At 73.9% G+C, this 21,176-nt stretch carries 17 protein-coding genes and 1 pseudogene; 9 read left to right on the top strand and 9 right to left on the bottom strand.

The genetic code is table 11. The annotated features are described in order from the left end of the window. Positions 1-313: 313 nt before the first annotated feature. The 5 genes and pseudogenes from AB0M46_RS14690 to AB0M46_RS14670 form a co-directional block, all read left to right on the top strand. A complete protein-coding gene (locus tag AB0M46_RS14690; RefSeq protein ID WP_363336052.1) occupies positions 314-763 on the top strand; it encodes a nuclear transport factor 2 family protein in 450 nt (149 codons plus the stop codon). Next, entirely contained in the window at positions 760-1,323 is a 564-nt protein-coding gene (locus AB0M46_RS14685; protein ID WP_363336050.1) for a YceI family protein, read from the top strand. Before AB0M46_RS14690 ends, AB0M46_RS14685 begins: the two co-directional genes overlap by 4 nt. A 110-nt stretch (positions 1,324-1,433) precedes the next feature. Next, the gene (locus AB0M46_RS14680) at positions 1,434-1,616 is read left to right on the top strand and encodes a hypothetical protein (protein WP_363336048.1); all 183 of its coding nucleotides are present in this window, start codon (positions 1,434-1,436) and stop codon (positions 1,614-1,616) included. Continuing rightward, a complete protein-coding gene (locus AB0M46_RS14675; RefSeq protein ID WP_363336046.1) occupies positions 1,616-2,299 on the top strand; it encodes a DsbA family oxidoreductase in 684 nt (227 codons plus the stop codon). The genes AB0M46_RS14680 and AB0M46_RS14675 overlap by 1 nt, the downstream gene beginning before the upstream one ends. A gap of 18 nt (positions 2,300-2,317) precedes the next feature. Beyond that, positions 2,318-2,431 (top strand): annotated as a pseudogene (locus AB0M46_RS14670) (hypothetical protein); the annotation flags it as partial. Between the two features lie 121 nt (positions 2,432-2,552). On the opposite strand, the gene AB0M46_RS14665 reads toward AB0M46_RS14670, so the two are convergent. The 7 genes from AB0M46_RS14665 to asnB all read right to left on the bottom strand — a co-directional run bounded on the left by AB0M46_RS14665 (position 2,553) and on the right by asnB (position 13,758). After that, positions 2,553-5,318 (bottom strand): aconitate hydratase, encoded by a 2,766-nt coding sequence (locus AB0M46_RS14665; RefSeq protein ID WP_363336045.1) that lies wholly within the window; start codon positions 5,316-5,318, stop codon positions 2,553-2,555. A gap of 128 nt (positions 5,319-5,446) precedes the next feature. Beyond that, entirely contained in the window at positions 5,447-8,512 is a 3,066-nt protein-coding gene (locus AB0M46_RS14660) for a BTAD domain-containing putative transcriptional regulator (RefSeq protein ID WP_363336043.1), read from the bottom strand. Between the two features lie 15 nt (positions 8,513-8,527). Beyond that, positions 8,528-8,926, bottom strand: coding sequence for a hypothetical protein (locus tag AB0M46_RS14655; RefSeq protein ID WP_363336041.1), 399 nt, complete (start codon positions 8,924-8,926; stop codon positions 8,528-8,530). A gap of 90 nt (positions 8,927-9,016) precedes the next feature. Beyond that, positions 9,017-9,745, bottom strand: coding sequence for a hypothetical protein (locus AB0M46_RS14650; RefSeq protein WP_363336039.1), 729 nt, complete (start codon positions 9,743-9,745; stop codon positions 9,017-9,019). Then, a complete protein-coding gene (locus AB0M46_RS14645; RefSeq protein ID WP_363336038.1) occupies positions 9,742-10,680 on the bottom strand; it encodes a carbohydrate kinase in 939 nt (312 codons plus the stop codon). The genes AB0M46_RS14650 and AB0M46_RS14645 overlap by 4 nt, the downstream gene beginning before the upstream one ends. 10 nt (positions 10,681-10,690) lie before the next feature. Then, complete coding sequence (locus tag AB0M46_RS14640; RefSeq protein ID WP_363336036.1) at positions 10,691-11,794, bottom strand: AAA family ATPase; 1,104 nt, start codon at positions 11,792-11,794, stop codon at positions 10,691-10,693. Positions 11,795-11,805: 11 nt separating this feature from the next. Next, positions 11,806-13,758 carry an asparagine synthase (glutamine-hydrolyzing) gene (asnB, locus tag AB0M46_RS14635; protein ID WP_363336034.1) on the bottom strand — a complete coding sequence of 651 codons (1,953 nt, stop codon included), beginning with the start codon at positions 13,756-13,758 and terminating at the stop codon, positions 11,806-11,808. Positions 13,759-13,828: 70 nt separating this feature from the next. Between asnB and AB0M46_RS14630 the strand changes: the two genes are divergently transcribed. The 4 genes from AB0M46_RS14630 (at position 13,829) to AB0M46_RS14615 (ending at position 18,452) form a co-directional block, all read left to right on the top strand. After that, entirely contained in the window at positions 13,829-15,286 is a 1,458-nt protein-coding gene (locus tag AB0M46_RS14630) for an aminopeptidase P family protein (RefSeq protein ID WP_363336032.1), read from the top strand. A gap of 190 nt (positions 15,287-15,476) precedes the next feature. Next, a complete protein-coding gene (locus tag AB0M46_RS14625; RefSeq protein ID WP_363336030.1) occupies positions 15,477-16,043 on the top strand; it encodes a LemA family protein in 567 nt (188 codons plus the stop codon). 11 nt (positions 16,044-16,054) lie between these two features. After that, on the top strand, positions 16,055-17,860 hold the full coding sequence (locus AB0M46_RS14620) for a hypothetical protein (protein ID WP_363336028.1): 1,806 nt from the start codon (positions 16,055-16,057) through the stop codon (positions 17,858-17,860). A 64-nt stretch (positions 17,861-17,924) separates the two neighbouring features. After that, entirely contained in the window at positions 17,925-18,452 is a 528-nt protein-coding gene (locus tag AB0M46_RS14615; RefSeq protein ID WP_363336026.1) for a YbhB/YbcL family Raf kinase inhibitor-like protein, read from the top strand. Between the two features lie 68 nt (positions 18,453-18,520). Here the strand turns inward: AB0M46_RS14615 and AB0M46_RS14610 are convergent, their stop codons facing one another. Continuing rightward, entirely contained in the window at positions 18,521-19,000 is a 480-nt protein-coding gene (locus tag AB0M46_RS14610) for a cupin domain-containing protein (RefSeq protein WP_363336025.1), read from the bottom strand. Positions 19,001-19,004: 4 nt separating this feature from the next. Then, positions 19,005-21,146, bottom strand: a complete 2,142-nt coding sequence (gene metE / locus AB0M46_RS14605) for a 5-methyltetrahydropteroyltriglutamate--homocysteine S-methyltransferase (RefSeq protein WP_363336023.1) — start codon at positions 21,144-21,146, stop codon at positions 19,005-19,007. Positions 21,147-21,176: the final 30 nt, after the last annotated feature.

Genomic DNA, 21,176 nt, shown 5'->3' with positions numbered 1-21,176 from the left:
CCCGTCTCCGTGGGTTGTCGGGGACATGTGCTGCCCCGGAAGCCTCGGCCCGCGGCGCGGTCCAGGGCGGCGAGGCGCTGCCGCCGCGGGGTCTCGCGCGGGTCGGGGAGGGCGAAGGTGGCGCGCTGAAGCGGTAGTCCTGCCGCCGGAACACCCCTAGCGACGAAACGGTTGTGAAACGACCGGGATCGCGCTGCGGGCCTGCGGATTGGCAAACGGTTGCAGCACTACCGTTTTGCCGCTAACCTTCAGATATCCGGTAGTACAACTACCGTTTCCATCTCCGGCCGACCAGCACCCAAGGAGGGCCATCATGGCCGACGTCGTTCGCATCGAGGACCGCGTGGAGATCCTCGATCTCTTCCACCAGTACACCGACGCCCTGGACTTCAAGGACTGGGCCCGGCTCGAGGGGCTGTTCACGCCGGACGTGAAATCCCTCTGGTTCGAGCAGTACCAGGTCGACGGGCGAGAGCAGGTCATCGGCTTCATCAGCGACCTGGTCGGCAAGGTGGGCCGCACCCATCACATGGTGTCGAACTTCCGCGTCTCGTTCGACGGTGACACCGCCGAGGCGAGCGTACGCGTGAAGGCATACCACGTCGGCATCGGCGACAAGGCGGGCCTGTTCGAGGAGTCCCTCGGCACTTTTGACGCCTCGGTCGCGCGCACCCCCGAGGGCTGGCGCTTCACCCGCTTCGACGAGGTGCTGTTCGTCATGCTCGGCACCCAGGAGGTCTTCGGCCTGGAAGAACCCGCATGAGCGCCACCGCGACGATCCCCGGCTACACGGCGGGGCGCTGGGACATCGACCCGGCGAACTCGGCGGTGACCTTCACGGTCCGGCACATGCTCGTCAACACGATGCACGGCCGGTTCAACGTGTTCGCCGGCGAGGTCGTCACCCGCGAGAACCCGCTGGAGTCCACCGTGGCCGCGGCCATAGAGACCTCGTCGATCGACTCCAACGACCGCGAGCGCGACGAGCACCTGCGCGCCCCCGAGTACCTCGACGTCTCGACCCACCCGCTGATGAGCTACCGCTCAACGGCCCTGCGCCAGGACGCTGACGGCTACATACTCGACGGCGAGCTCACCCTCAAGGGCGTGAGCCGGCAGGTTCCGCTGCGGCTGGAACCCGGCGGCATCCTCGCCCCCGACCCGATCGGCAAGACGCGGATGGGCATCGCCGCCACCGGCTCCATCGATCGCGCCGACTTCGGGCTCAGCTCGGATCTGCTGGACATGCCGCTGATCGGCGGCCTGCTCGTAAGCCGCAGGGTCGAGATCCGCATCGACATCGAAGCCACGCTCGCGCACTGACGGGCTCCGGCGCGTCCCATGCACCGCATGCCCGGCGCGGCAGGCATGCGGTGCCCGGGACGCCGGCGGTCCACGTGCGCTCCCGATAGGAAACGTCGAGGAACACCACGATGACAGAAACCACCAATGGCACGGCTGTGACGCCCGAAACTCCGTTCCCCCGGCAGGCCCCGCCCATTGACGCGGTACCGCAGGGTGCCCTGACGCAGGACAGCGCCGAGGAGCCACTGCTGACCTTCCTGCGCGCCGATGACGCGTACGGCGTGTGCGACCTGAACGGAGGCTGCTCCTGATGGCCGGGGCGGCATCCGGCCGCGCAGGCGGGTATCTGGTCATCGACGTCTGGAGCGACGTGATGTGCCCGTGGTGTTACATGGGCACCACGTTGCTGGCGCAAGCCCTCGAGCGCTTCCCGCACGCCCAGCAGACGCAGATCCGCCACCACAGCTACCAGCTCATGCCCGATCTGGCACCCGGCACCGCGGTCGGGCTGACCGAGTATCTGGTGCGCCAGCGCGGCTTCCAGCGTCAGCAGATCGAGGCGATGAACGCGCAGATCGCCGCGCGCGGCGCGGCCATCGGCCTCGAATACCACTCTGAGCGCGCGATCGCGGCCAACACCCGCGCGGCGCATCAGCTCATCCACTTCGCCGCCAAGGCCGCGCGCCAGCACGAGATGGTCCAGCGGCTGTTCAGGGCCTACTTCACCGAGGGCTTGAACGTCGGCGACCACACCGTGCTGGCCGGCCTCGCCGCAGAGACCGGCCTCGACCCGGCGGCTGCCACGCAGGCGCTGGCCACCGGCGTATTCGACGACGACGTCCAGGCGGACATCCGCCGGGCGCAGCAGCTCGGCATCTCCGGGGTCCCGTTCTTCATATTCGGGGACAAGTACGCCCTTTCCGGCGGGCAACCCGTCGAGGCATTCCTTCAGGCGCTCAACACGGCGTGGGACGAGGCGCCCGGCACGCCCTGAAGACGTGCCCCAGCCCAGCTGTGGCTCGGATGGCACCGGATCAAGATCGACAGTGACTTCGGCCCGGAGACCATGAAAGCCCTCATCCTCATCCAGCGGTACATCGGCATCGCCGACGACGGTGAGTACGGCCGCGAGACGGCGACGAACCGACAACAGCGGGAATTGCCAGCAGGGGCACGCGATCCACGGCTGACACGGCGACGGCGGCCGTCCGAGGTGGACGGCCGCCGTAGCGCGTTCGGTGCGGGCCCTACGCCTCGATCATCTTGCGCAGGACGTACTGCAGGATGCCGCCGTGGCGGTAGTAGTCCGCCTCGCCAGGGGTGTCGATGCGCACGACCGCGTCGAACTCCACGCCGGTTTCGGTGCTCACCTTGACCGTGCGCGGGGTGGAGCCCTCGTTGAGCTGCTCGACGCCGGTGACGGTGAACGTCTCGGTGCCGCTCAGGCCCAGCGAGTCGGCCGACTGGCCGGCCGGGAACTGCAGCGGGAGCACGCCCATGCCGATGAGGTTCGAGCGGTGGATGCGCTCGTAGGACTCGGCGATGACGGTCCGCACGCCCAGCAGCGCGGTGCCCTTGGCCGCCCAGTCGCGGGACGAGCCGGAGCCGTACTCCTTGCCGGCCAGGATCACCAGGGGCACGCCGGCCTCGGCGTAGGCCACCGAGGCGTCGTAGATGGTGGTCTGCTCGCCGTTGAGGTGGTTGACGGTCACGCCCCCCTCGGTGCCCGGCGCGAGCTGGTTGCGCAGGCGGATGTTGGCGAACGTGCCGCGGATCATCACCTCGTGGTTGCCGCGCCGGGAGCCGTAGGAGTTGAAGTCCTTGCGCTGCACGCCGTGCTCGGCGAGGTACTTGCCGGCGGGCGAGTCGGCCTTGATGGAGCCGGCCGGCGAGATGTGGTCGGTGGTGACCGAGTCGCCGAGCTTGGCCAGCACCCGGGCGCCGGCGATGTCGCGCACCGGGGACGGCTCGGTGGCCATGCCCTCGAAGTACGGGGGCTTGCGCACGTAGGTCGAGTCGCCGGCCCAGTCGAACGTGTCGCCGGTCGGGGTCGGCAGCGACTGCCACTGCTCGTCGCCGGCGAAGACGTCGGCGTAGCGGGTCGAGAACAGGTCGGCGCCGAGCGCGGCGGCGATGGTGTCCTCGATCTCCTTCGGGTCGGGCCAGATGTCGCGCAGGTACACCGGCTGCCCGTCGGAGCCCGTGCCCAGCGGGTCGCTGGTCAGGTCGATGTCCATGGTGCCCGCGAGGGCGTAGGCGACCACCAGCGGCGGCGAGGCCAGGTAGTTCATCTTCACGTCCGGGTTGATCCGGCCCTCGAAGTTGCGGTTGCCGGACAGCACCGACACGACGGTCAGGTCGTGCTCGTTGACGGCCGCGCTGATCGGCTCCGGCAGCGGGCCGGAGTTGCCGATGCAGGTGGTGCAGCCGTAGCCGACGAGGTTGAAGCCGAGCTTGTCCAGGTACGGCGTGAGGCCGGCCCGCTCGTAGTAGTCGGTGACCACCTTCGAGCCCGGCGCGAGGGTGGTCTTCACCCACGGCTTGCGGGCCAGGCCCTTCTCCACCGCGTTGCGGGCCAGCAGGGCCGCGCCGATCATGACCTGCGGGTTGGAGGTGTTGGTGCACGACGTGATGGCGGCGATGACGACGGCGCCGTGGTCGAGCTCGTAGTCCTCGACCTTGACCGGCTTGGAGGGCCGGCCGTTGGCGCCCCGCGCGGCCGAGACGAGGTCGTGCGGGCGGTCGCCGTTGGCGGTCTGGTGGTTGGCCGGCGGGTCGCTGGCCGGGAACGACTCGGCGCTCGCCTCGTCGGCGGGCCCCTCGACCCCGTCACCCACGTAGTCCTTCAGTGCCGAACGGAACAGCGGCTTGGCGCTCTTGAGCGGCACCCGGTCCTGCGGCCGCTTCGGGCCCGCCAGCGACGGCTCGATGGTGCTCAGGTCCAGCTCGAGGCGCTCGGAGTAGTCCGGCTCGGCGGCCGGGTCGTGCCACAGGCCCTGCTCCTTGGCGTAGGCCTCGACCAGCGCCACCTGGGCCTCGTCGCGGCCGGTCAGCCGCAGGTACTTGATGGTCTCGTCGTCGATCGGGAAGATCGCGACGGTCGAGCCGTACTCGGGGCTCATGTTGCCGATCGTGGCCCGGTTGGCCAGCGGCACGGCGCTCACGCCCGGGCCGTAGAACTCGACGAACTTGCCGACCACGCCGTGCTTGCGCAGCATCTCGGTGATGACCAGCACCAGGTCGGTGGCGGTGGTGCCCTCCGGCAGCTCGCCCGAGAGCTTGAAGCCGACGACCCGCGGGATGAGCATCGACACCGGCTGGCCGAGCATGGCGGCCTCGGCCTCGATGCCGCCGACGCCCCAGCCGAGCACGCCCAGGCCGTTGACCATCGTGGTGTGCGAGTCGGTGCCCACGACCGTGTCCGGGTAGGCGACGCCGTTACGCGGCATGATCACCCGGGCGAGGTACTCGATGTTGACCTGGTGCACGATGCCGGTGCCCGGCGGGACGACCTTGAACTCGTTGAACGCGGTCTGGCCCCAGCGCAGGAACTGGTAGCGCTCCTTGTTGCGCCCGTACTCCAGCTCCACGTTGCGCTCGAAGGCGTCGGGGCGGCCGAACAGGTCGGCGATGACGGAGTGGTCGATGACGAGCTCGGCCGGGGCGAGCGGGTTCACCCGCTTCGGGTCGCCGCCCAGCTCGACGACGGCCTCGCGCATGGTGGCGAGGTCGACCACGCACGGCACGCCGGTGAAGTCCTGCATCAGCACCCGGGCCGGGGTGAACTGGATTTCGACGCTCGGCTCGGCCGAGGCGTCCCACCCGCCGAGCGCCCGGATGTGCTCGGCGGTGATGTTCGCGCCGTCCTCGGTGCGCAGCAGGTTCTCCAGCAGGATCTTCAGGCTGTACGGCAGCCGCCCGGCGCCCTCGACCTGGCCGATCCGGTAAATGTCGTAGCTGGCGTCGCCGACGCTCAGCTGGCTCTTTGCTCCGAAGGAGTCGAGGCTCGCCACGGCGTGTGCTCCTCTTCCGTCAAGTCGTGTTTCCACGCGCCAGTCTTCCGCAGCGCACGGCGGCGCGCGGTCGCGGGGTAGCGGCTTTCCAAGAAAACCGTACGTCCGTCTTGTTTAAATCGCAAGCTCTAGTATGCCGCCAGGGCCGCCTCGGCGCGCTCGGCGGCCGGGACGTGTCCCAGTGCGCGGGCAAGCCGCAGGGCCGTCGTCAGCTGCCCGCGGTCCCCGCTCGCCTCTCCCAGGATGCGGCGCAGGTCGGGCTCGGCGAAGCGGTTCAGCCCATCCAGCGGCGTGGCCAGCCGCTCGGTGGCCAGCGCGGCGGCCTCCGCCGGCCGCCCGAGGGCCAGCACCAGGCCCGGGCGCAGCGGCAGCAGCCGCGGGTAGCGCCACAGCGCCGGGCCCAGCTCCCGCTCGCCGAGGGCCAGCACGGGCTCGTCGGCGCGCGCCCAGCCGAGCAGCACGCGGGCCATGCCGCGGTACTCCGGGTGCCCGCCCCGCCCGGCCAGCTCCAGGGTCGCCGCCGCGGCCGGCTCCACCGCCGCCGCGTCGAGGCGGTCGGCCGCCACGATCGCCGTGTAGTAGCTGACGTACATCTCCTGGAACAGCTCCCCGCGCCGGCCCCGCGCCGCCCGCAGGTGCGCCTCGGCCGCCGCCGCGTCACCCATGAGGCTCTCGGTGGCGGCGGCCGGCCCCAGGATGCCGGCGATCGGGTCCCAGCCGATGATCGGGAACACCGGCAGGTCGGTGCCGGGCAGCGCGGCCAGCGCCGCGCCGAACAGCCGGCGGGCCCCGGCCAGGTCGGCGGCGAGCAGGGCCGCGTAGCCGGCGTGCACGTCGGCCACGATCCGGGCCCAGGGCTCCTCGGCGCCGGGCCGGGCCAGGTCCGCGACCCGCCCCGGGTTGCCGGCCGCGGTGTGGTACGACGCGTATCCCCACAGCGCGGGCACGATCTGCGGCACCGGCCGCACCCTGCGCAGCACCGGCTCCATGAGGTCGTACTGCTCGGCGACCGGCGCGGCCAGGTATTCGTCGGTGGACTGGTGCACGTAGGCGAGGCGGACGCGCAGGTCCAGCTCCAGCACGTCGCGCTCCTGCGACCGCGGGGCGTTGAGCAGTACCGCCAGTGCCTCCGCGAGCAGCGAGGCGGCCTCGGCGTGCGCGGTTCGCTCGTAGGCCTCCCCGGCCGCCGCCGCGAACACGGGCGCGGCCTGCATCGGCGGCACCGCCGGCAGCGCCGGGCGCAGGTGCGCGGCCATCGCGGTCGCCGACCCGCCGGTGCGGCGCACCGCCTCGGCGGCCCGGGCGTGCAGGCGGGCGCGGCGCAGGGGGCCCTGGTCGAGGTACGCGGCCTGGCGCAGCAGGTCGTGGGCGAAGCGCAGCCGGCCCGGGTCGTCGGTGGCCGCGAGGATGCCGGTGGCCACCGCGGTGTCCAGCGCGTCGTACAGCTCCAGCTCGTCGGTCATGGTCATCTCGCGCAGCACCGGCACGTCGAACTCCCGCCCGAGCACCGCCGCCACCGCGAGCACCGCCAGGCTCTGCTCGGGCAGCCGCGCGAGCCGCCGCCGCAGCACCTCCTGCACCCTGGCCGGCACGTGCCGCCGCGCCGCCTCGGCGTCGAGGGCGTGCTCGGCCACGAGCACCTGCAGCAGCTCCTCGACGAAGAACGGATTCCCGCCGGTGCGGTCCATGAGCACGCCGACGGTCTCGGCGGCCACCGGCGTCGCGGTCCGGCGCGCGGCCAGCGTCGCGACGTCCGCCGTCGTCAGGCCTTCGAGCCGCAGCTGTACGGCATGAGCCTCCCCCGCCAGCCCGGCCACCGCGTCCGGCGCCTCGGCGGCGCGGAACCCGACGGCCAGCGTGATCCGCGACCCGGCGACGGCGCGGGCGCAGAGCGTCAGCAGCGTGGTGGACGGGGCGTCGAGGAGGTGGGCGTCGTCGAGGATCAGCAGCAGCGGCACGGCGGCCGACAGCCGCCCCAGCCCGTCGACGATCCCGCGGTAGAGCCGGGACCGCGCCAGCTCGGCGTCGGCGAGGCGCTCGGGGGCGGGCAGCGGCAGCACCTCGGCGAGCGCCGGGTCGAGCACCGCCGGCAGGTTCCCGTAGGGCGCGAACGCCCCCACGACGGCGCCCTCGTCCGCGCTCTGCGCGACGCCCCGCAGGGCCTGGGCCCACGGGAGGAAGACCGGCGGCCGCGGCCCCTGCACGCCGCTGCCCGCGCCGACGGCGTAGCCGCGGGCGGTGGCCCGGGCGGCGGCCTCGCGCAGCAGGGCCGACTTGCCGATGCCCGCCCCGCCGCACACGAGCAGGACGCGCCCGCCCGGTGCGTCGAGGATCCGGTCGATCGCGGCCAGCTCCCGGTCCCGGCCGACCAGCCCGGCGGGCTCCTGCGGGGCCCGGACCTCGGCCGGCGCGGGCGCCGGGGCGGACAGGCCGGACGGGCCGGCGGGCCCGCCCAGGGCGGGGGAGTCGCGGAGGATGTCCGATTCCAGGCGTTGCAGGGCCGGGCCCGGCTCGATGCCCAGGTCGTGGATCAGCAGCGCGCGGGCCCGCGCACAGGCGGCCAGCGCGTCGGCCCGGCGGCCGGTGCGGTACAGGGCGAGGACGAGATGGCACCAGAGGCGCTCGCGGTAGGGGAACTCGGCCAGGGCGGCCTCGCCGGCGTAGACGACGTCCGCCTCCCGGCCCAGCGCCAGCAGCGCCTCCGAGCGGGCCTCGATCGCCGTGAAGCGCAGCTCCTGCAGCCGGGCCCGCTCCGCCTGGGCCAGCGGCGAGTCCCCCAGCTCCGGCAGCGGATCGCCGCGCCACAGCGCCAGCGCGGCGGTCAGGCCGGCTGGGTCGTCGCCCGGCCTGTGGGACTGCACCGCGGCGGCGAGCCGGGCCGCGTCGACCCGCGAACCGGGGACGGCCAGCAGGTACCCGGGGGCGCGGGTGACCAGCACGGCCGAGCGGTCGCGGGACGACCGGCCGGGCTCCAGGGCGCGGCGCAGGCGGGACACGTAGGCCTGCAGGGACGCGAGCGCGCGCTGCGGCGGCTCGTCGGCCCACAGCTCGTCGATCAGGCGCTGGACCGGGACCACCCGGCCGGGCTGGGTGGCCAGCATGGCGAGGACGGCGCGCTGCTTCGGGGTGCCGAGGTCGACCTCGGCGCCGTCGGGCCCGATCGCCTCCAGGGGGCCCAGGATGCGCAGCTCCAACCCGCCGTACCACCTCTACAGCTCGACGACCTCCCGGCCGTCCAGCCCCGGGCGGAAGCCCGCCTCGCGCAGGATGTCCTGCAGCTCGAGGCCCTGGGGGTCGGCGGACGGCGCCGCTTCGAGCGTACGGGCCGTGGTCGCGCGCAGGGCGTCCACGAGGGCGAACAGCACCTGAACGGCGCGGTCGCGGCGGCCGGGCGGGATGGCCAGGCCGGCCAGCCGGACCACGGGACCCCCGGGTCGTACGGCGGCCAGCGCGGCCGCGGGATGCCCGTCGTCGGACGCCGGGTCGACCAGCTCCCACCACTGCAGCGTGGTGTCCCGGGCGAGGGCGTCGTTCCACCGCTGCGCCGTGGCGCGGGTGAGGTCCAGGCGGCCCGGGGGCACCCGGCGCACCAACAGCAGAGCGGTCACGGGAACGAGCATCCACCGCCGCGCTTGCAAAAGGCTTGCGCCGCGGGCGTCATGTCGGGAGCGGGACAGCCGGCGAGCGGCCCGGCGCGCTCAGCCGGTGCCGGTCAGGCGGGCGTACTCCTCCGGCGTGCCGATGGCCCGGCGCCGGTCCGGGTGCTCCACGTAGTGCTCCACGACCGTGCCCAGGAAGACGGGCTCGACGGCCAGCAGGTCCAGGGGGATCAGGAGCCAGCCCGGCTCGGGCCGGTCCGGGCGGCGGATGCTCAGGGCGAGCCTCGGGCCGCGGACGGTCAGCGGCAGCGGGGTGATCGGGACGCGCACCAGGTCGTCCCAGGCGAGGCGGCGGCGACCGCCGGCGCGGATGTTCAGGCCCGACGGGGTGAAGACGATGCGCGGGCCGCGCAGCAGGGGCCAGGCCGCGCCGGCGATGACCAGCGCGGCGCCGGCGTTGACGCCCATGCGGGTGGTGGGGGACAGGGACCGGTCGCTGTCCAGGAAGACGGTGCCGACCAGGGCCCAGCCCATCGCCAGGCGGCCCATCAGGATCGGGGAGCCGGGCACGACGAACGTGCCGGCGCGGATGCGCAGCGCCGACGGCGGGGGCTGCTGCAGGGGGCGGAAGACGGCGCCGAAGACGATGAAGGCGGTGCACAGGACCACGATCGGGACGAGCTTGAACAGAGCGGCGGCCCAGACCGGGGTGTTGTCCGGCGTGACGGCGAACTCGTCGACGACCCGGAGCGCGACGATGAGCAAGGCGACCGCCGCAGCCGTCGCCTTGCTCGTCCTCACGTAGCGGTCGAACCGCCCGGGCGTCACACCGCCAAGTCTACGAAGCGGGCGCGCAGGTCGGCGACCGTCGGCATGGCCACGGCGCCGCCCGGGGACTCGCAGACCAGGCCGGCCACGTGCACGGCGACCCGGGTCAGGGTGGCCCAGGTGCCCAGGTCGGCGGGCCTGCCGTGGGTCAGGATGCCCCAGCTCAGGCCGGCCATGGTGGCGTCCCCGGCGCCGGTGGTGTCCAGCGGGGCGATGGGGGGCGCCGGCACCAGGACCGTCGAGGAGCCCACGGCGACCAGGGCACCCTGGGCTCCCAGGGTCACCACGACGGCCTTGGCGCCCAGGGTGAGCAGCCGCCGGGCGGCGGCCTGCGGGGAGTCGCCCCACAGGGCGGTCGCGTCGGCGGAGGACAGCTTCACCAGGTCGGCGGTGGCGGCGAACTCGGCCACGACGTCCGGGTTGACGCCGACGACCGGGCGGACGTTGGGGTCGAAGACGCGGACCGGGCCCGCACCGTCGGGCCGCCGCACGGACCAGGCGCGGCGGGCGGCGGCCAGCACGCGCGGGGCGAGCAGGCACATGGAGCCGCAGTACAGCAGGGAAGCGCCGGCGACCAGCGACTCGTCGACGTCGGGGGCGTCGAGCAGGCCGTAGGACGGCGGGTCGCCGTAGAAGCGGAAGGACGGCTCGTGCCCCTGGAACGTGGTGACGGCCAGGGTGGTGGTTACGCCGGGGGCGGTGACGGTGCCCGCGGTGCCGACGCCGGCCTTGTCCAGGAAGTCCAGCAGGCGCGCGCCGAAGGGGTCGTCGCCGAACGAGCCGAGGAAGTGCACGGGGGTGTCGAGGCGGGCGATGCCGACGGCGACGTTGAACGGGGCGCCGCCGACCGCGGGGCGATAGACGACCTCACCGTCCGCTGTAGATTCAAGAAGATCGATCAATGCCTCGCCGAGTACCACGCCGTAGCCCGTCATCGGGCCAGTATCAGGCGGTCGGGCGGCGCTTGGCCAGCCACAGCTCGTGGGCCAGCTCGCCGGGGCTCAGGCCGGGGCCGCCGGGCTCGCGGCACAGGCGGGTGGCGCCGGCGTCCTTGACCGCGTACCACCGCTGCGACTCCGCGGTCGTCGGCGGCACGGCCCGGGCGGTGAAGACGAGCTGGGCCTGGGCGGGGTTGAGCCGGGGATCGCCGAGCAGCCGCAGCGCCTCGGCGGTCAGGCTGGGTTGCAGCAGCGCGTCGAGGTCGTCGACGAGCAGCACGCCGCCGCGGTCGAGGGCGGGCAGCAGCGCGGCGAGCAGGTCGAGCCAGGCGATGGTGCCGTCGGACTCGCCGTAGGCGCCGAGCGGGTATGGGCCGGTGCGGGTCTCGTGCACCAGCCGCACGCCGTCGCCCCCGGTGTCGACGCCGGCGATGCCGAGGCCGGCCCGGGCCAGCAGCAGGGTCAGCTCGTCGGTCCAGCCGGCCGCGAGGTGCTCGAGGTCGCGGACCAGGCGCGGGCCGGCGGCGACCCGGACCGGGACGATGGCGGCGAACGCGGCGGCGACCGGGGCCAGCCGCGGGTGCTCGGCGTCGGCGCCGAGGGCGAGCAGGGTCACGGCCGGGTCGCCGGCCACGATGGCGGCGAGCGCGTCGAGGCGGGCCCGCGGGAGGGCGCGCACGCCGCCGCGGTCGCGCTCGTACCAGATCGTGCGGCGCTCGTTGCCGTACGCGTGCAGCCACTCCCCGGAAATCTCGCCCTGCTTGTAGGTGCAGCCCCACACGTAGCGGACCCCGCCGGCGAGGACCTCGGCCTCGAACCGGGTGGGCAGCAGCCGGGCCGCGGGGTCGAGGCGGAACGGCTCGAAGCGGCGGATCGCGTCGCGGGCGTCGCTGCCGGCGGCGGTCAGGGCGCGCAGCGTATCCAGGGCGCGCAGGACGGTGGACTTGCCGGCGGCGTTGGCGCCGAAGACGCCGGCCAGCGGCGAGACGTGCAGGGCCGGCCCGAACAGCAGGGGCGCGGGCAGGCCCGCGTCGGGCGGCGTGGCCAGCAGCGTGAGCTCCTGGATGTCGCGGACCGAGCGGAAGTTCTGGACACGGAAACTGAGCAGCATCGCCGCTCACGCTAGAGGCGGCTCTCCCGCCCGGTCCGGGCCTCGGCCCCGGCCTCACCACGGAAATACCCCGGCCTCATGGTGCCCGTGACGAACACCGCGTGCCAGACGCAGAAGACGAGCACCGTCCACAGCTTGCGGGAGTGGTCGCCCTCCTTCTTGCGGTGGGCCTTGAGCAGGCCGCGGACCACGTCGAGGTCGAGCAGGTCGCCGGCGCCGGAGGCGTCGAGCAGGCCGTGGGCCCAGTCGTACATCTCCCCGCGCAGCCACGGCCGGATCGGCACCGGGAAGCCGAGCTTCTTGCGGTGCACGATCGCCTCCGGCACCACCCCGGCCAGGGCCCGGCGCAGGGCCGCCTTCGTCTCCTGGGAGCGCGGCGGCACCTTGAGCTCGCTGGGCAGCGTGGCGGCGACGTCGAACACCGCCCGGTCCAGGAACGGGGTGCGCAGCTGCAGCGAGTGGGCCATCGTCATCCGGTCGGCCTTGACCAGGATGTCGCCGCGCAGCCAGGTGTAGAGGTCGACGTACTGCATGGTCGTGACGTCGTCGAGCGCCCCCGCCTCCTTGAACACCGGCGCGGTGACGTCGGTGTGGCGCACGTCGGGCTCGTAGTGGCGCAGCAGCGCGGCCTTCTCCTCGTCGGTGAAGATCCGGGCGTTGCCGTAGTAGCGCTCCTCGATCGGCGTGGTGCCCCGCTCCAGGAAGCTCTTGCCCTTGATGCCCTGCGGGATGACCCGCGACACGGCGCGCAGGCCGCGCTGCATCTGGCCGGGCAGGTGGCTCACGCTCGACAGCGACAGCGGCTCCCGGTAGATCGGGTAGCCGCCGAAGAGCTCGTCCGCGCCGTCGCCGCCGAGGACCACGGTGACGTCCTGGGCGGCCCGCTCGGCCAGGAAGAACAGCGGCACCAGCGCCGGGTCGGCCACCGGGTCGTCGAGGTGCCACACGATGCGGGGCAGGGCGCGCATGAAGTCGGCGGCGGTGACGACGGTCTCGGTCAGCGGCACGCCGAGGGCCCGCGCCGACTGCTCGGCCACGTCGATCTCGGAGAACTGCGCCCCCGGCCCGACCGCGTCGTAACCCACGGTGTAGGTGCGCAGGCCGGGGTTGCGCTCGGCGGCCAGGGCGACGATCGCGGTGGAGTCGATGCCGCTGGACAGGAAGGCCCCGACGGGCGCGTCGGCCCGAAGGTGGGCGTGGACGCTGTCGCGCAGGGCGTCGGCGATGCGGCGGATCACCGCGTCCTCGTCGGCGACGGGCGCCGGGCGGAACGTCAGCTGGCCGTAGCGCCGGTTCGCCAGCGGGCCGCCCGGCGTATACACGAACGACTCGCCGGCCCCGAGCCGCCGCACGTCCGGGTGCATGGTGGCGGGCTCCGGGACGTACTGCATGGTCAGGTAGTGCTGCAGCCGCACCGTGTCGACCGCGGCGGGGTCGGCGACGAAGGGCAGCAGCGCCTTCTTCTCGCTCGCGAGGTACACCCCGTCCGGGGTCTGCAGCTGGTACAGCGGCTTCACGCCGAACGGGTCGCGCGCGCCGAACGCCCGGCGGGCCGAGGAGTCCCAGATGACGAACGCGAACATGCCGCGCAGGCGGCTCACGGCGCTGGGGCCCCAGTGGTGGTAGGCGGCCGCGATGACCTCGGCCTCGCTGCGGGTGGCGAACTGCTCGCCGCGCTCCTCGGCCAGTTCGGCCCGCAGCTCCTCGGCGTTGACGACGGCGCCGTCGAGCACGACGAGATACCGCCCGGCGGTGATCCCGGACGACGGGTACGACACCGGCTGCCGCCCGCCGGCCGCGTCGTTGACCGCGAGCCGCTCGGCGCCGAAGACGACGTCGTCGGTCGCGACGACGCGCTCCTCGTCGGGGCCGCGGTGGCGCATCAGCCCGAGGGCGTCGGCGATCGCGTCCCGCCGCGCCGCCGCGCCGCCCCGCGCGCTGACGAAGGTGAGCAGTCCCGCCATGGCAAGCATCCTCGCACGCGGTACGGTCGCAGGTGGAGCACGAATTCGCGGCGATGGAAGCGGGGCCACCATGGATGCAACAGGCAACGTCGCAGGTGGCGAGCCGGCGGGTAGCCAGTCGCACGACCCCGACTTCCCCGAACGGTTCCGCGAGTTCATGCGGACGGGCTGGCGCGACGCGGGGCTGGACGTCACGCCCCGGGCCGAGGCGCCGGACCACGCCAAGCGCCGGGCCGAGCTGTCCGCCGCGTTCCCCGGCGAGACGCTGATCATCCCGTCCGGGGTGGAGCGGGTCCGCTCCAACGACACCAGCCACGCCTTCCGGCCCGGCACCGAGCACGTGTGGCTCTCCGGCTCCCACGAGCCCGACAGCGTCCTGGTGCTGCGCCCGTCCGGCGACGCCACGCTGTATGTGCGCCCGCGCTCCCCGCGCGACACCGACGAGTTCTTCACCGACCGCAACCACGGCGAGCTGTGGGTCGGCCGCCGGCACACCCTCGCCGAGCGGGCCACCGAGCTGCAGCTGAGCACCGCGCACATCGACGAGCTCGGCGCGGCGCTGGACGACTGCGCGCCCGGCCGCACCCGCGTCCTGCGCGGCTTCGACCCGGCCGTCGACGGGCGGGTCCGGGCCACCGACCCGCAGCGCGACGCCGACCTGGCCACGATCCTCGCCGAGCTGCGGCTGGTCAAGGACGCCTGGGAGGTCGAGCAGCTGCAGGACGCCATCGACGCCACCGTGCGCGGCTTCGAGGACGCGGCCCGGGCCCTGCCGGCCGACCGCCCGGTGCGGGAGCGGCTCATCGAGGGCCTGTTCTGGCTGCGGGCCCGCCACGACGGCAACGACGTCGGCTACAGCTCGATCGTCGGCGCCGGCGCGCACGGCACGATCCTGCACTGGACCCGCAACGACGGCGAGACCCGCCCCGGCGAGCTGCTGCTGCTGGACATGGGCGTGGAGAACCGCAACCTCTACACCGCCGACGTGACCCGCACGCTGCCGGTCTCGGGCACCTTCACCCCGCTGCAGCGCCAGGTCTACGACCTCGTGCACCGCTCCCAGCAGGCCGGCATCGACACGATCCGCCCCGGAGCCGACTTCGACGACGTGCACCAGGCGTGCATGCGCGTCCTCGCCGAGGGCCTGCACGACCTGGGGATCCTCCCGGTCACCGTCGACGAGGCCATGAAGTCCGACAGCATCCTGTACCGGCGCTGGACCCTGCACGGGTTCGGGCACATGCTCGGCCTCGACGTGCACGACTGCGCGCGCTCGCGCAAGGAGAAGTACCGGGAGGGCAGCCTGGGTGCGGGCTACGTGCTGACGGTGGAGCCCGGGCTGTACTTCCAGCCGGAGGACGAGCTGGTGCCGCAGGAGCTGCGCGGCCTCGCGGTGCGCATCGAGGACGACGTGCTGGTGACCCCGACCGGCGCCCGCAACCTCTCCGACGGCCTGCCCCGGACGGCCGACGACGTGGAGTCGTGGCTGGCCGCGCGGCGCGAGGAGGGCTACCGCCTGCCGCAGTGAGGCGCTCCGCGGTGCCGATCCGGCATGTCGGGCATGCCCGAATGCCGGACCCGGCTGCCGGACCCGGCTGCCGGACCCGGCTGCCGGACCCGGCTGCCGGACCCGGCTGCCGGACCCGAATGCCGGACCCGACTGTCGGATCGGTGACGCTGGCCGGGCCCGGGCAACCCGCAGCGGTCACCATGCGGCCATGACACCTCTGATCGTGCTCGGCGTGCTCGTCGCGGTCGTCATCGTGCTGCTGTGGTGGGCGGTGGCGACGTACAACGGGCTGGTCAAGGCCCGCACCCAGGTCGACGCGTCGTGGGCGCAGATCGACGTGCAGCTCAAGCGCCGCCACTCGCTCATCCCCAACCTGGTGGAGACGGTGAAGGGGTACGCCGCCCACGAGCGCGGCACCCTGGAGTCGGTGGTGGCCGCCCGCAACGCCGCCGCGGGCTCGGCCGCCGGCGGACCGGCCCAGCAGGCGCAGGCCGAGGGGGCGCTGACCCAGGCGCTGGGCCGGCTCTTCGCCCTCGCCGAGGCCTACCCCGACCTCAAGGCGAACCAGAACTTCCTGCTGCTGCAGGGCGAGCTCGCCGGCACCGAGGAGAAGATCGCCTACGCGCGGCAGTTCTACAACAGCGCCGTGCAGACCTACAACCAGAAGACTCAGACGCTGCCGACGAACATCGTCGCCGGCATCGGCGGCTTCCACGCCCGGCCGTACTTCGAGGCCGCCGCCGGCGAGCGGGCCGACGTCAACATCCGGTTCTGAAAGGTCCGGCCGTGGACCTGGACCCGGTGGTGCTCGTCGAGGCCGGCATCGTCGCCGCCGGCCTCGGGGTGTGGCTCGTCGCCTTCTGGGCCGCGAAGCTGCTGACCCGGCCGCGGCCGATCCCGTCCCCGCCGGGCACCCAGGACTTCGGCGGCGACGAGCCCCCGGCCGTGGTCAGCCTGATCACCGGCCGGTGGGAGCTGACCGAGGACGGCGCCGAGTCGACGCTGATCGACCTCGCGGCCCGCAAGATCCTCGAGTTCCGCCAGCCGGGCAACGACCCGCTGCAGACCACGCTGTTCGTCCGGCAGGAGCGGCCGGGTGGGCTCAACGCGTACGAGAGCATGATCTTCGAGCGGGTGCGCGGCCTCGCCGTCGGCGGCCACGTCCCGCTCACCGCCCTGACCTTCCGCGACGAGGAGCAGGCCAAGGGCTGGACCCGCCGGCTCAACGCGGCGATCGTGGCCGACGCCCGCGCGCGGGGCCTGTCGCGGCGCCGCTTCTCGCCCGCGGTCGTGGCCGCGCTGGGCATCGTCGCCGCCGTCCCCGCGTTCGCCCTCGGCCTGGCGATCGCGCTGCAGGCCCGCCACCAGGACAGCCACTCCGACGGCTACGGCGCCGCGGCGGTCGGGGTCATCATCCTGTGGTGCGCGCTCGGCGGCTTCGCCGGCAAGCCGCGCGGCGAGCGGGACACCCCCGAGGGCCGGGCCGCGGCCACCCGCTGGCTCGGGCTGAAGACCTTCCTGCGCGCCCACGAGAGCTTCGCCGACCTGCCGCCGGCCGCCGTCGCGGTGTGGGACCGCTACCTCTCCTACGGCGACGCCGTCGGCGCCACCCGCGTGTGCAGCGCCGTGATCGACCTCGGGATGGGCAACCGGCGCCGGGTGTGGTCGTCGTTCGGGGGGACCTGGCGGCGGGTGCGGGTGCGCTATCCCGGGCTCTTCCCGCGGTACGGCCAGAAGGCCCTTCGGCTCTTCATCAAGGCCTTCGCCGGGCTCGCGCTCGCCGTGGTGCTCGTGCGGCTGGGCATCGCCTGGTTCTGGCTGCCGCCGTTCGTCTACGGCGGCTACACCCTCGTCGCCGCCGTCGTGGACGTGTTCCTGCCCGCCACGCTCACCGGCGAGGTGCTGTGGGTGGAGACCTGGAAGACCCGCAGCCAGGGCGAGGACAGCCCGGCCATCCCGTGGCTGCACTACCTGGCGGTCGACGACGGCACCCGGGACCGCACCGTGGCCTGGGCCTGCCCGTCGGACCTGGCCGGCCGGGCGGCCCCGGGCGACGTGGTGACGCTGACCGCCCGGCGCTGGACCCGCCGCGTCCTCGAACTGCGCGTCGACACGAGCGCCCGGCTGCAGCCGCGCCACTACGGCGACGAGAACACCGACCAGCTGATCCAGCAGGCGATGCACGCCGGCGCGCCGGTGCTGGCCACCGCCGTACGCCCGGCCCGGGTGAGCCCGGCCGAACTGGTCACCGCCGAGGAGGTGGGCCGGGTGCTGGGCCGCCCGGTGCGGCCGGGCGCGGGGACGGATCGCGCGGTGGCGGTCGGCCCGATGGCCTTCGCCGAGTTCCGGGCCGAGGACGGCGCCGTGCTGCTCGTCGCGGTGGCCGCCGGCGCCGCCGCCGAGCTGGCCATCCGCGTCCACCGCGGCGGGCGGGCCGTCCCGGGCGTCGGCGACGAAGCCTTCGCCTCGGGCCAGTGGGCCGTGGCCCGGCGGGGGACGACGGTGGTGAGCCTCCAGCAGCGCGGCCCCGGCCCGGTGCACCAGCCGTACCTCGTGTGGTTGCTCGGACTCGCCGTCAACCGCCTCACTTGAGGTGCCCGGTCGTTGGGTAGGAGGATGCCCAGACAAGCTGAAGACACCTGGCAAGGAGATGCGCATGCCCGACCGTCCGCGCCCGCCGTCGCCCTACGACTTCCTCCCCGCGGTGCCGGCGTTCAGCCTGACCAGTGAGGACCTGACCGACGGCGGCACGCTGCCCGACGCGCAGGTCTATGAGCGCGGCAACACCTCGCCCCACCTGTCGTGGTCGGGCTTCCCGGCCACCACGAAGGGCTTCGCGGTCACCTGCTACGACCCGGACGCCCCGACCGGCGGCGGCTTCTGGCACTGGCTCGTCTACAACATCCCGGCCGGGGTGACCGAGCTCCCGACGGGCGCCGGCACCGGCGACAAGGACGGCATGCCGGACGAGGCCATCCATTCCCGCAGCGACTACGGCACCCGCGACTTCGGCGGCGCGGCCCCGCCCCGGCAGGACGCCCCGCACCGCTACTTCTTCGTGGTCCACGCCCTGGACACCGACTACCTGGACATCGACCCAGGCGCCAACCCGAACGTGGTCGGCTTCAACCTCACCGCCCACACGGTGGCCCGGGCGATCCTGACCTCCTCGTTCGGCTTCTAACTCGTTCGGCTTTCTGACCGGCGCGCGCCGGCCGCCCGCCCGACCAGCGGCGGGCGGCCGGACGCGGGTCAGGTCCAGAACGTGTCGTGCTCCAGCATGAAGGCGGCCCGCTCCTCATCGGTCATGTCCTGCAGGGTCGGCAGGTTCTCGAAGTAGGCCTCGCGCGGCGCGCCCGGCGCGAAATGCAGCAGCATCTCGGCCGGGGCGCCGGACTCGTTGCGGAAGCCGTGGATGCCACCCTGCGGGACGTGGACGAAGTCGCCCGGCTCGGTGTCGATCCAGCGGCTCCCGTCGTAGATGCGCACCGAGCCGCTCAGGATGAAGAACGACTCCGAGATCGAGCGGTGGAAGTGCGGGTCCGGGCCGGCGGGCTGCGGGCCCATCACCCAGCGGTACAGGCCGAACTCGCCCCTCGTGGTCTTGCCCGTGGCCAGGTAGTGCACCGTGTTGCCGTTGGCGTAGGTGAAGTCGGGCGGGGTGCCCACCGGACGGTAGGTGGCGGACAGCTCCCCGGACTCACCGTGATAGAGCGGTGAAGGGTAGGACATGGCCTCACCTTACGGACTCGCGGACCGCGCCGGCGGCCGCGACGACATTGGCCAGGGCCGCCCTCACCTCGTCGTACGTGCGGGTCTTCAGGCCGCAGTCCGGGTTCACCCACAGTCGTGACGGGTGGATGGTGGCCAGGGCGGCGCGCAGGCGGGACTCGATCTCGTCGCGCTGCGGGATGCGCGGGGAGTGGATGTCGTACACCCCGGGGCCGATCCCCCGGTCGAAGCCCGGCACCGCGAACGCCGAACGGGCCGCCTCGATCGACGTGACGTCCGCGTCCAGGGCGTCGATGGCGGACAGGACCTCGGCGGCGTCGCTGTAGCACAGGTGGGTGTGGATCTGGGTGGCCGGCGCGGCGGCGGCGGTGGCCCGGCGGTAGGCGGCGACGGCCCAGGCCAGGTACTCCTGCTGCTCCTCCTTGCGCAGCGGCAGCAGCTCCCGCAGGGCCGGCTCGTCCACCTGGATGATGCGGATGCCCGCGGCCTGCAGGTCCCGGACCTCCTCGCGCACGGCGTCGGCGACCTGCAGGGTGACGTCGCGCAGCGGCAGGTCCGGGCGCACGAAGCTCCAGGCGACGATCGTCACCGGGCCGGTCAGCATGCCCTTGACCGGCCGGGCGGTGAGGGACTGCGCGTGGGTGGCCCAGCGCACGGTGATGGGCGCGGGGCGGCGCACGTCGCCGTGCAGGATCGGCGGGCGGGTGCAGCGGGAGCCGTACGACTGCACCCAGCCGTTCCCGGTGACCGCGAAGCCGTCGAGGTGCTCGGCGAAGTACTGCACCATGTCGTTGCGCTCCGGCTCGCCGTGCACGAGGACGTCGAGGCCCAGCGCCTCCTGCTCGGCGACGACGCGGGCGATCTCGGCCTCGATGCGCGACTCGTACTCGGCGAGCGGGAGCCGGCCGGCGGCCACGGCGGCGCGGGCCGCGCGCAGCTCACCGGTCTGCGGGAAGGAACCGATCGTGGTGACGGGCAGGTGCGGCAGGCCCAGGTCGCGCTGGGCCTGCTCGCGGGCGGCGTACGGGACGCGGGACTCCACGCCGAGCGTCCCGGCGGCCCGCGGGCGCCGCGGCAGCGGGCCCTCCTTCGGCCCGAGCGCGGCCAGGGACACGACCTCGGCGACCTTCTCCTCCGCGAACGCCAGGCCCTCGGGCAGGGCCGGCTCGCCGCGCAGCGTGTACGGCACGTGCAGCAGCGAGCAGCTCGTGCCGACCGCGGTGGCGCCGGCCGCGGCGAGCAGGGCCCGCGCCGCGTCGGGGTCGGTGCGCCACACGTCGCGGCCGGAGACGACCCCGCCGACGATCGTGCGGCCCTCGAAGAGCCGCAGGTTGCGCGGTACGGCATGGGTCAGGTCGACCGCGATCCCGTCCACCGGCGCGACGGCGAGGGCCGGCAGCGCGTCGCCGGCGTCGCCGAAGTAGGTGGCGACGAGCAGCCTCGGGCGGTCGGTCAGGGCGGCGAGGCGGCGGTAGGCGTGACGCAGCGCCGGCGAGCCGCCGTCCACGACCGCGATCGGCTCGTCCAGCTGCACCCAGGCCGCGTGCGGGGCCAGGGCGGACAGCAGCGCGCCGTACACGTCGAGCAGGTCGTCGAGGCGGTCCAGCGGGCTGAACCCGCCCGGGGCGCCCGGCGCGGCCCGGGCCAGGCGCAGCAGCGTCACCGGACCGAGCAGCACCGGCCGGGTCGCGTGGCCGAGCGCCCGGGCCTCGGCGAGCTCCGCCAGCGGCTTGCCGGGGGCGGCGGCGAACGCGGTGCGCGGCCCGATCTCGGGGACGATGTAGTGGTAGTTGGTGTCGAACCACTTCGTCATGCGCAGCGGGGGCAGGCCGTCCGCGCCGCGGGCCATCGCGAAGTACGGGTCGGCGGCGCCCCGGTAACGCTGCGGCACCGCGCCGACCGCCACGGCGGCGTCGAGCACGTGGTCGTACTGCGAAAAGGTGTTCGACGGCAGCGCACCCGGCGCGCGCAGGCCCAGCTCGTGCAGCCGCGCCCAGGTCTGCGCGCGCAGCCGGCGCGCGGTCTCCTCCAGCGCGGCCCGGCCGGTGCGCCCGGCCCAGTAGGACTCCAGGGCGTGCTTGAGCTCGCGGCCGGGGCCGATGCGGGGGTACCCCAGGACGGTTGCGGCAGGAAAGTCGGTGGTCACACCGCGGATCGTGGCCGCCGGCCCGCCGGT

Origin of the sequence: Dactylosporangium sp. NPDC051485 (assembly GCF_040682015.1) — a bacterium.
GTDB lineage: Bacteria > Actinomycetota > Actinomycetes > Mycobacteriales > Micromonosporaceae > Dactylosporangium.
This window is presented reverse-complemented; position numbering and strand designations above follow the sequence as displayed.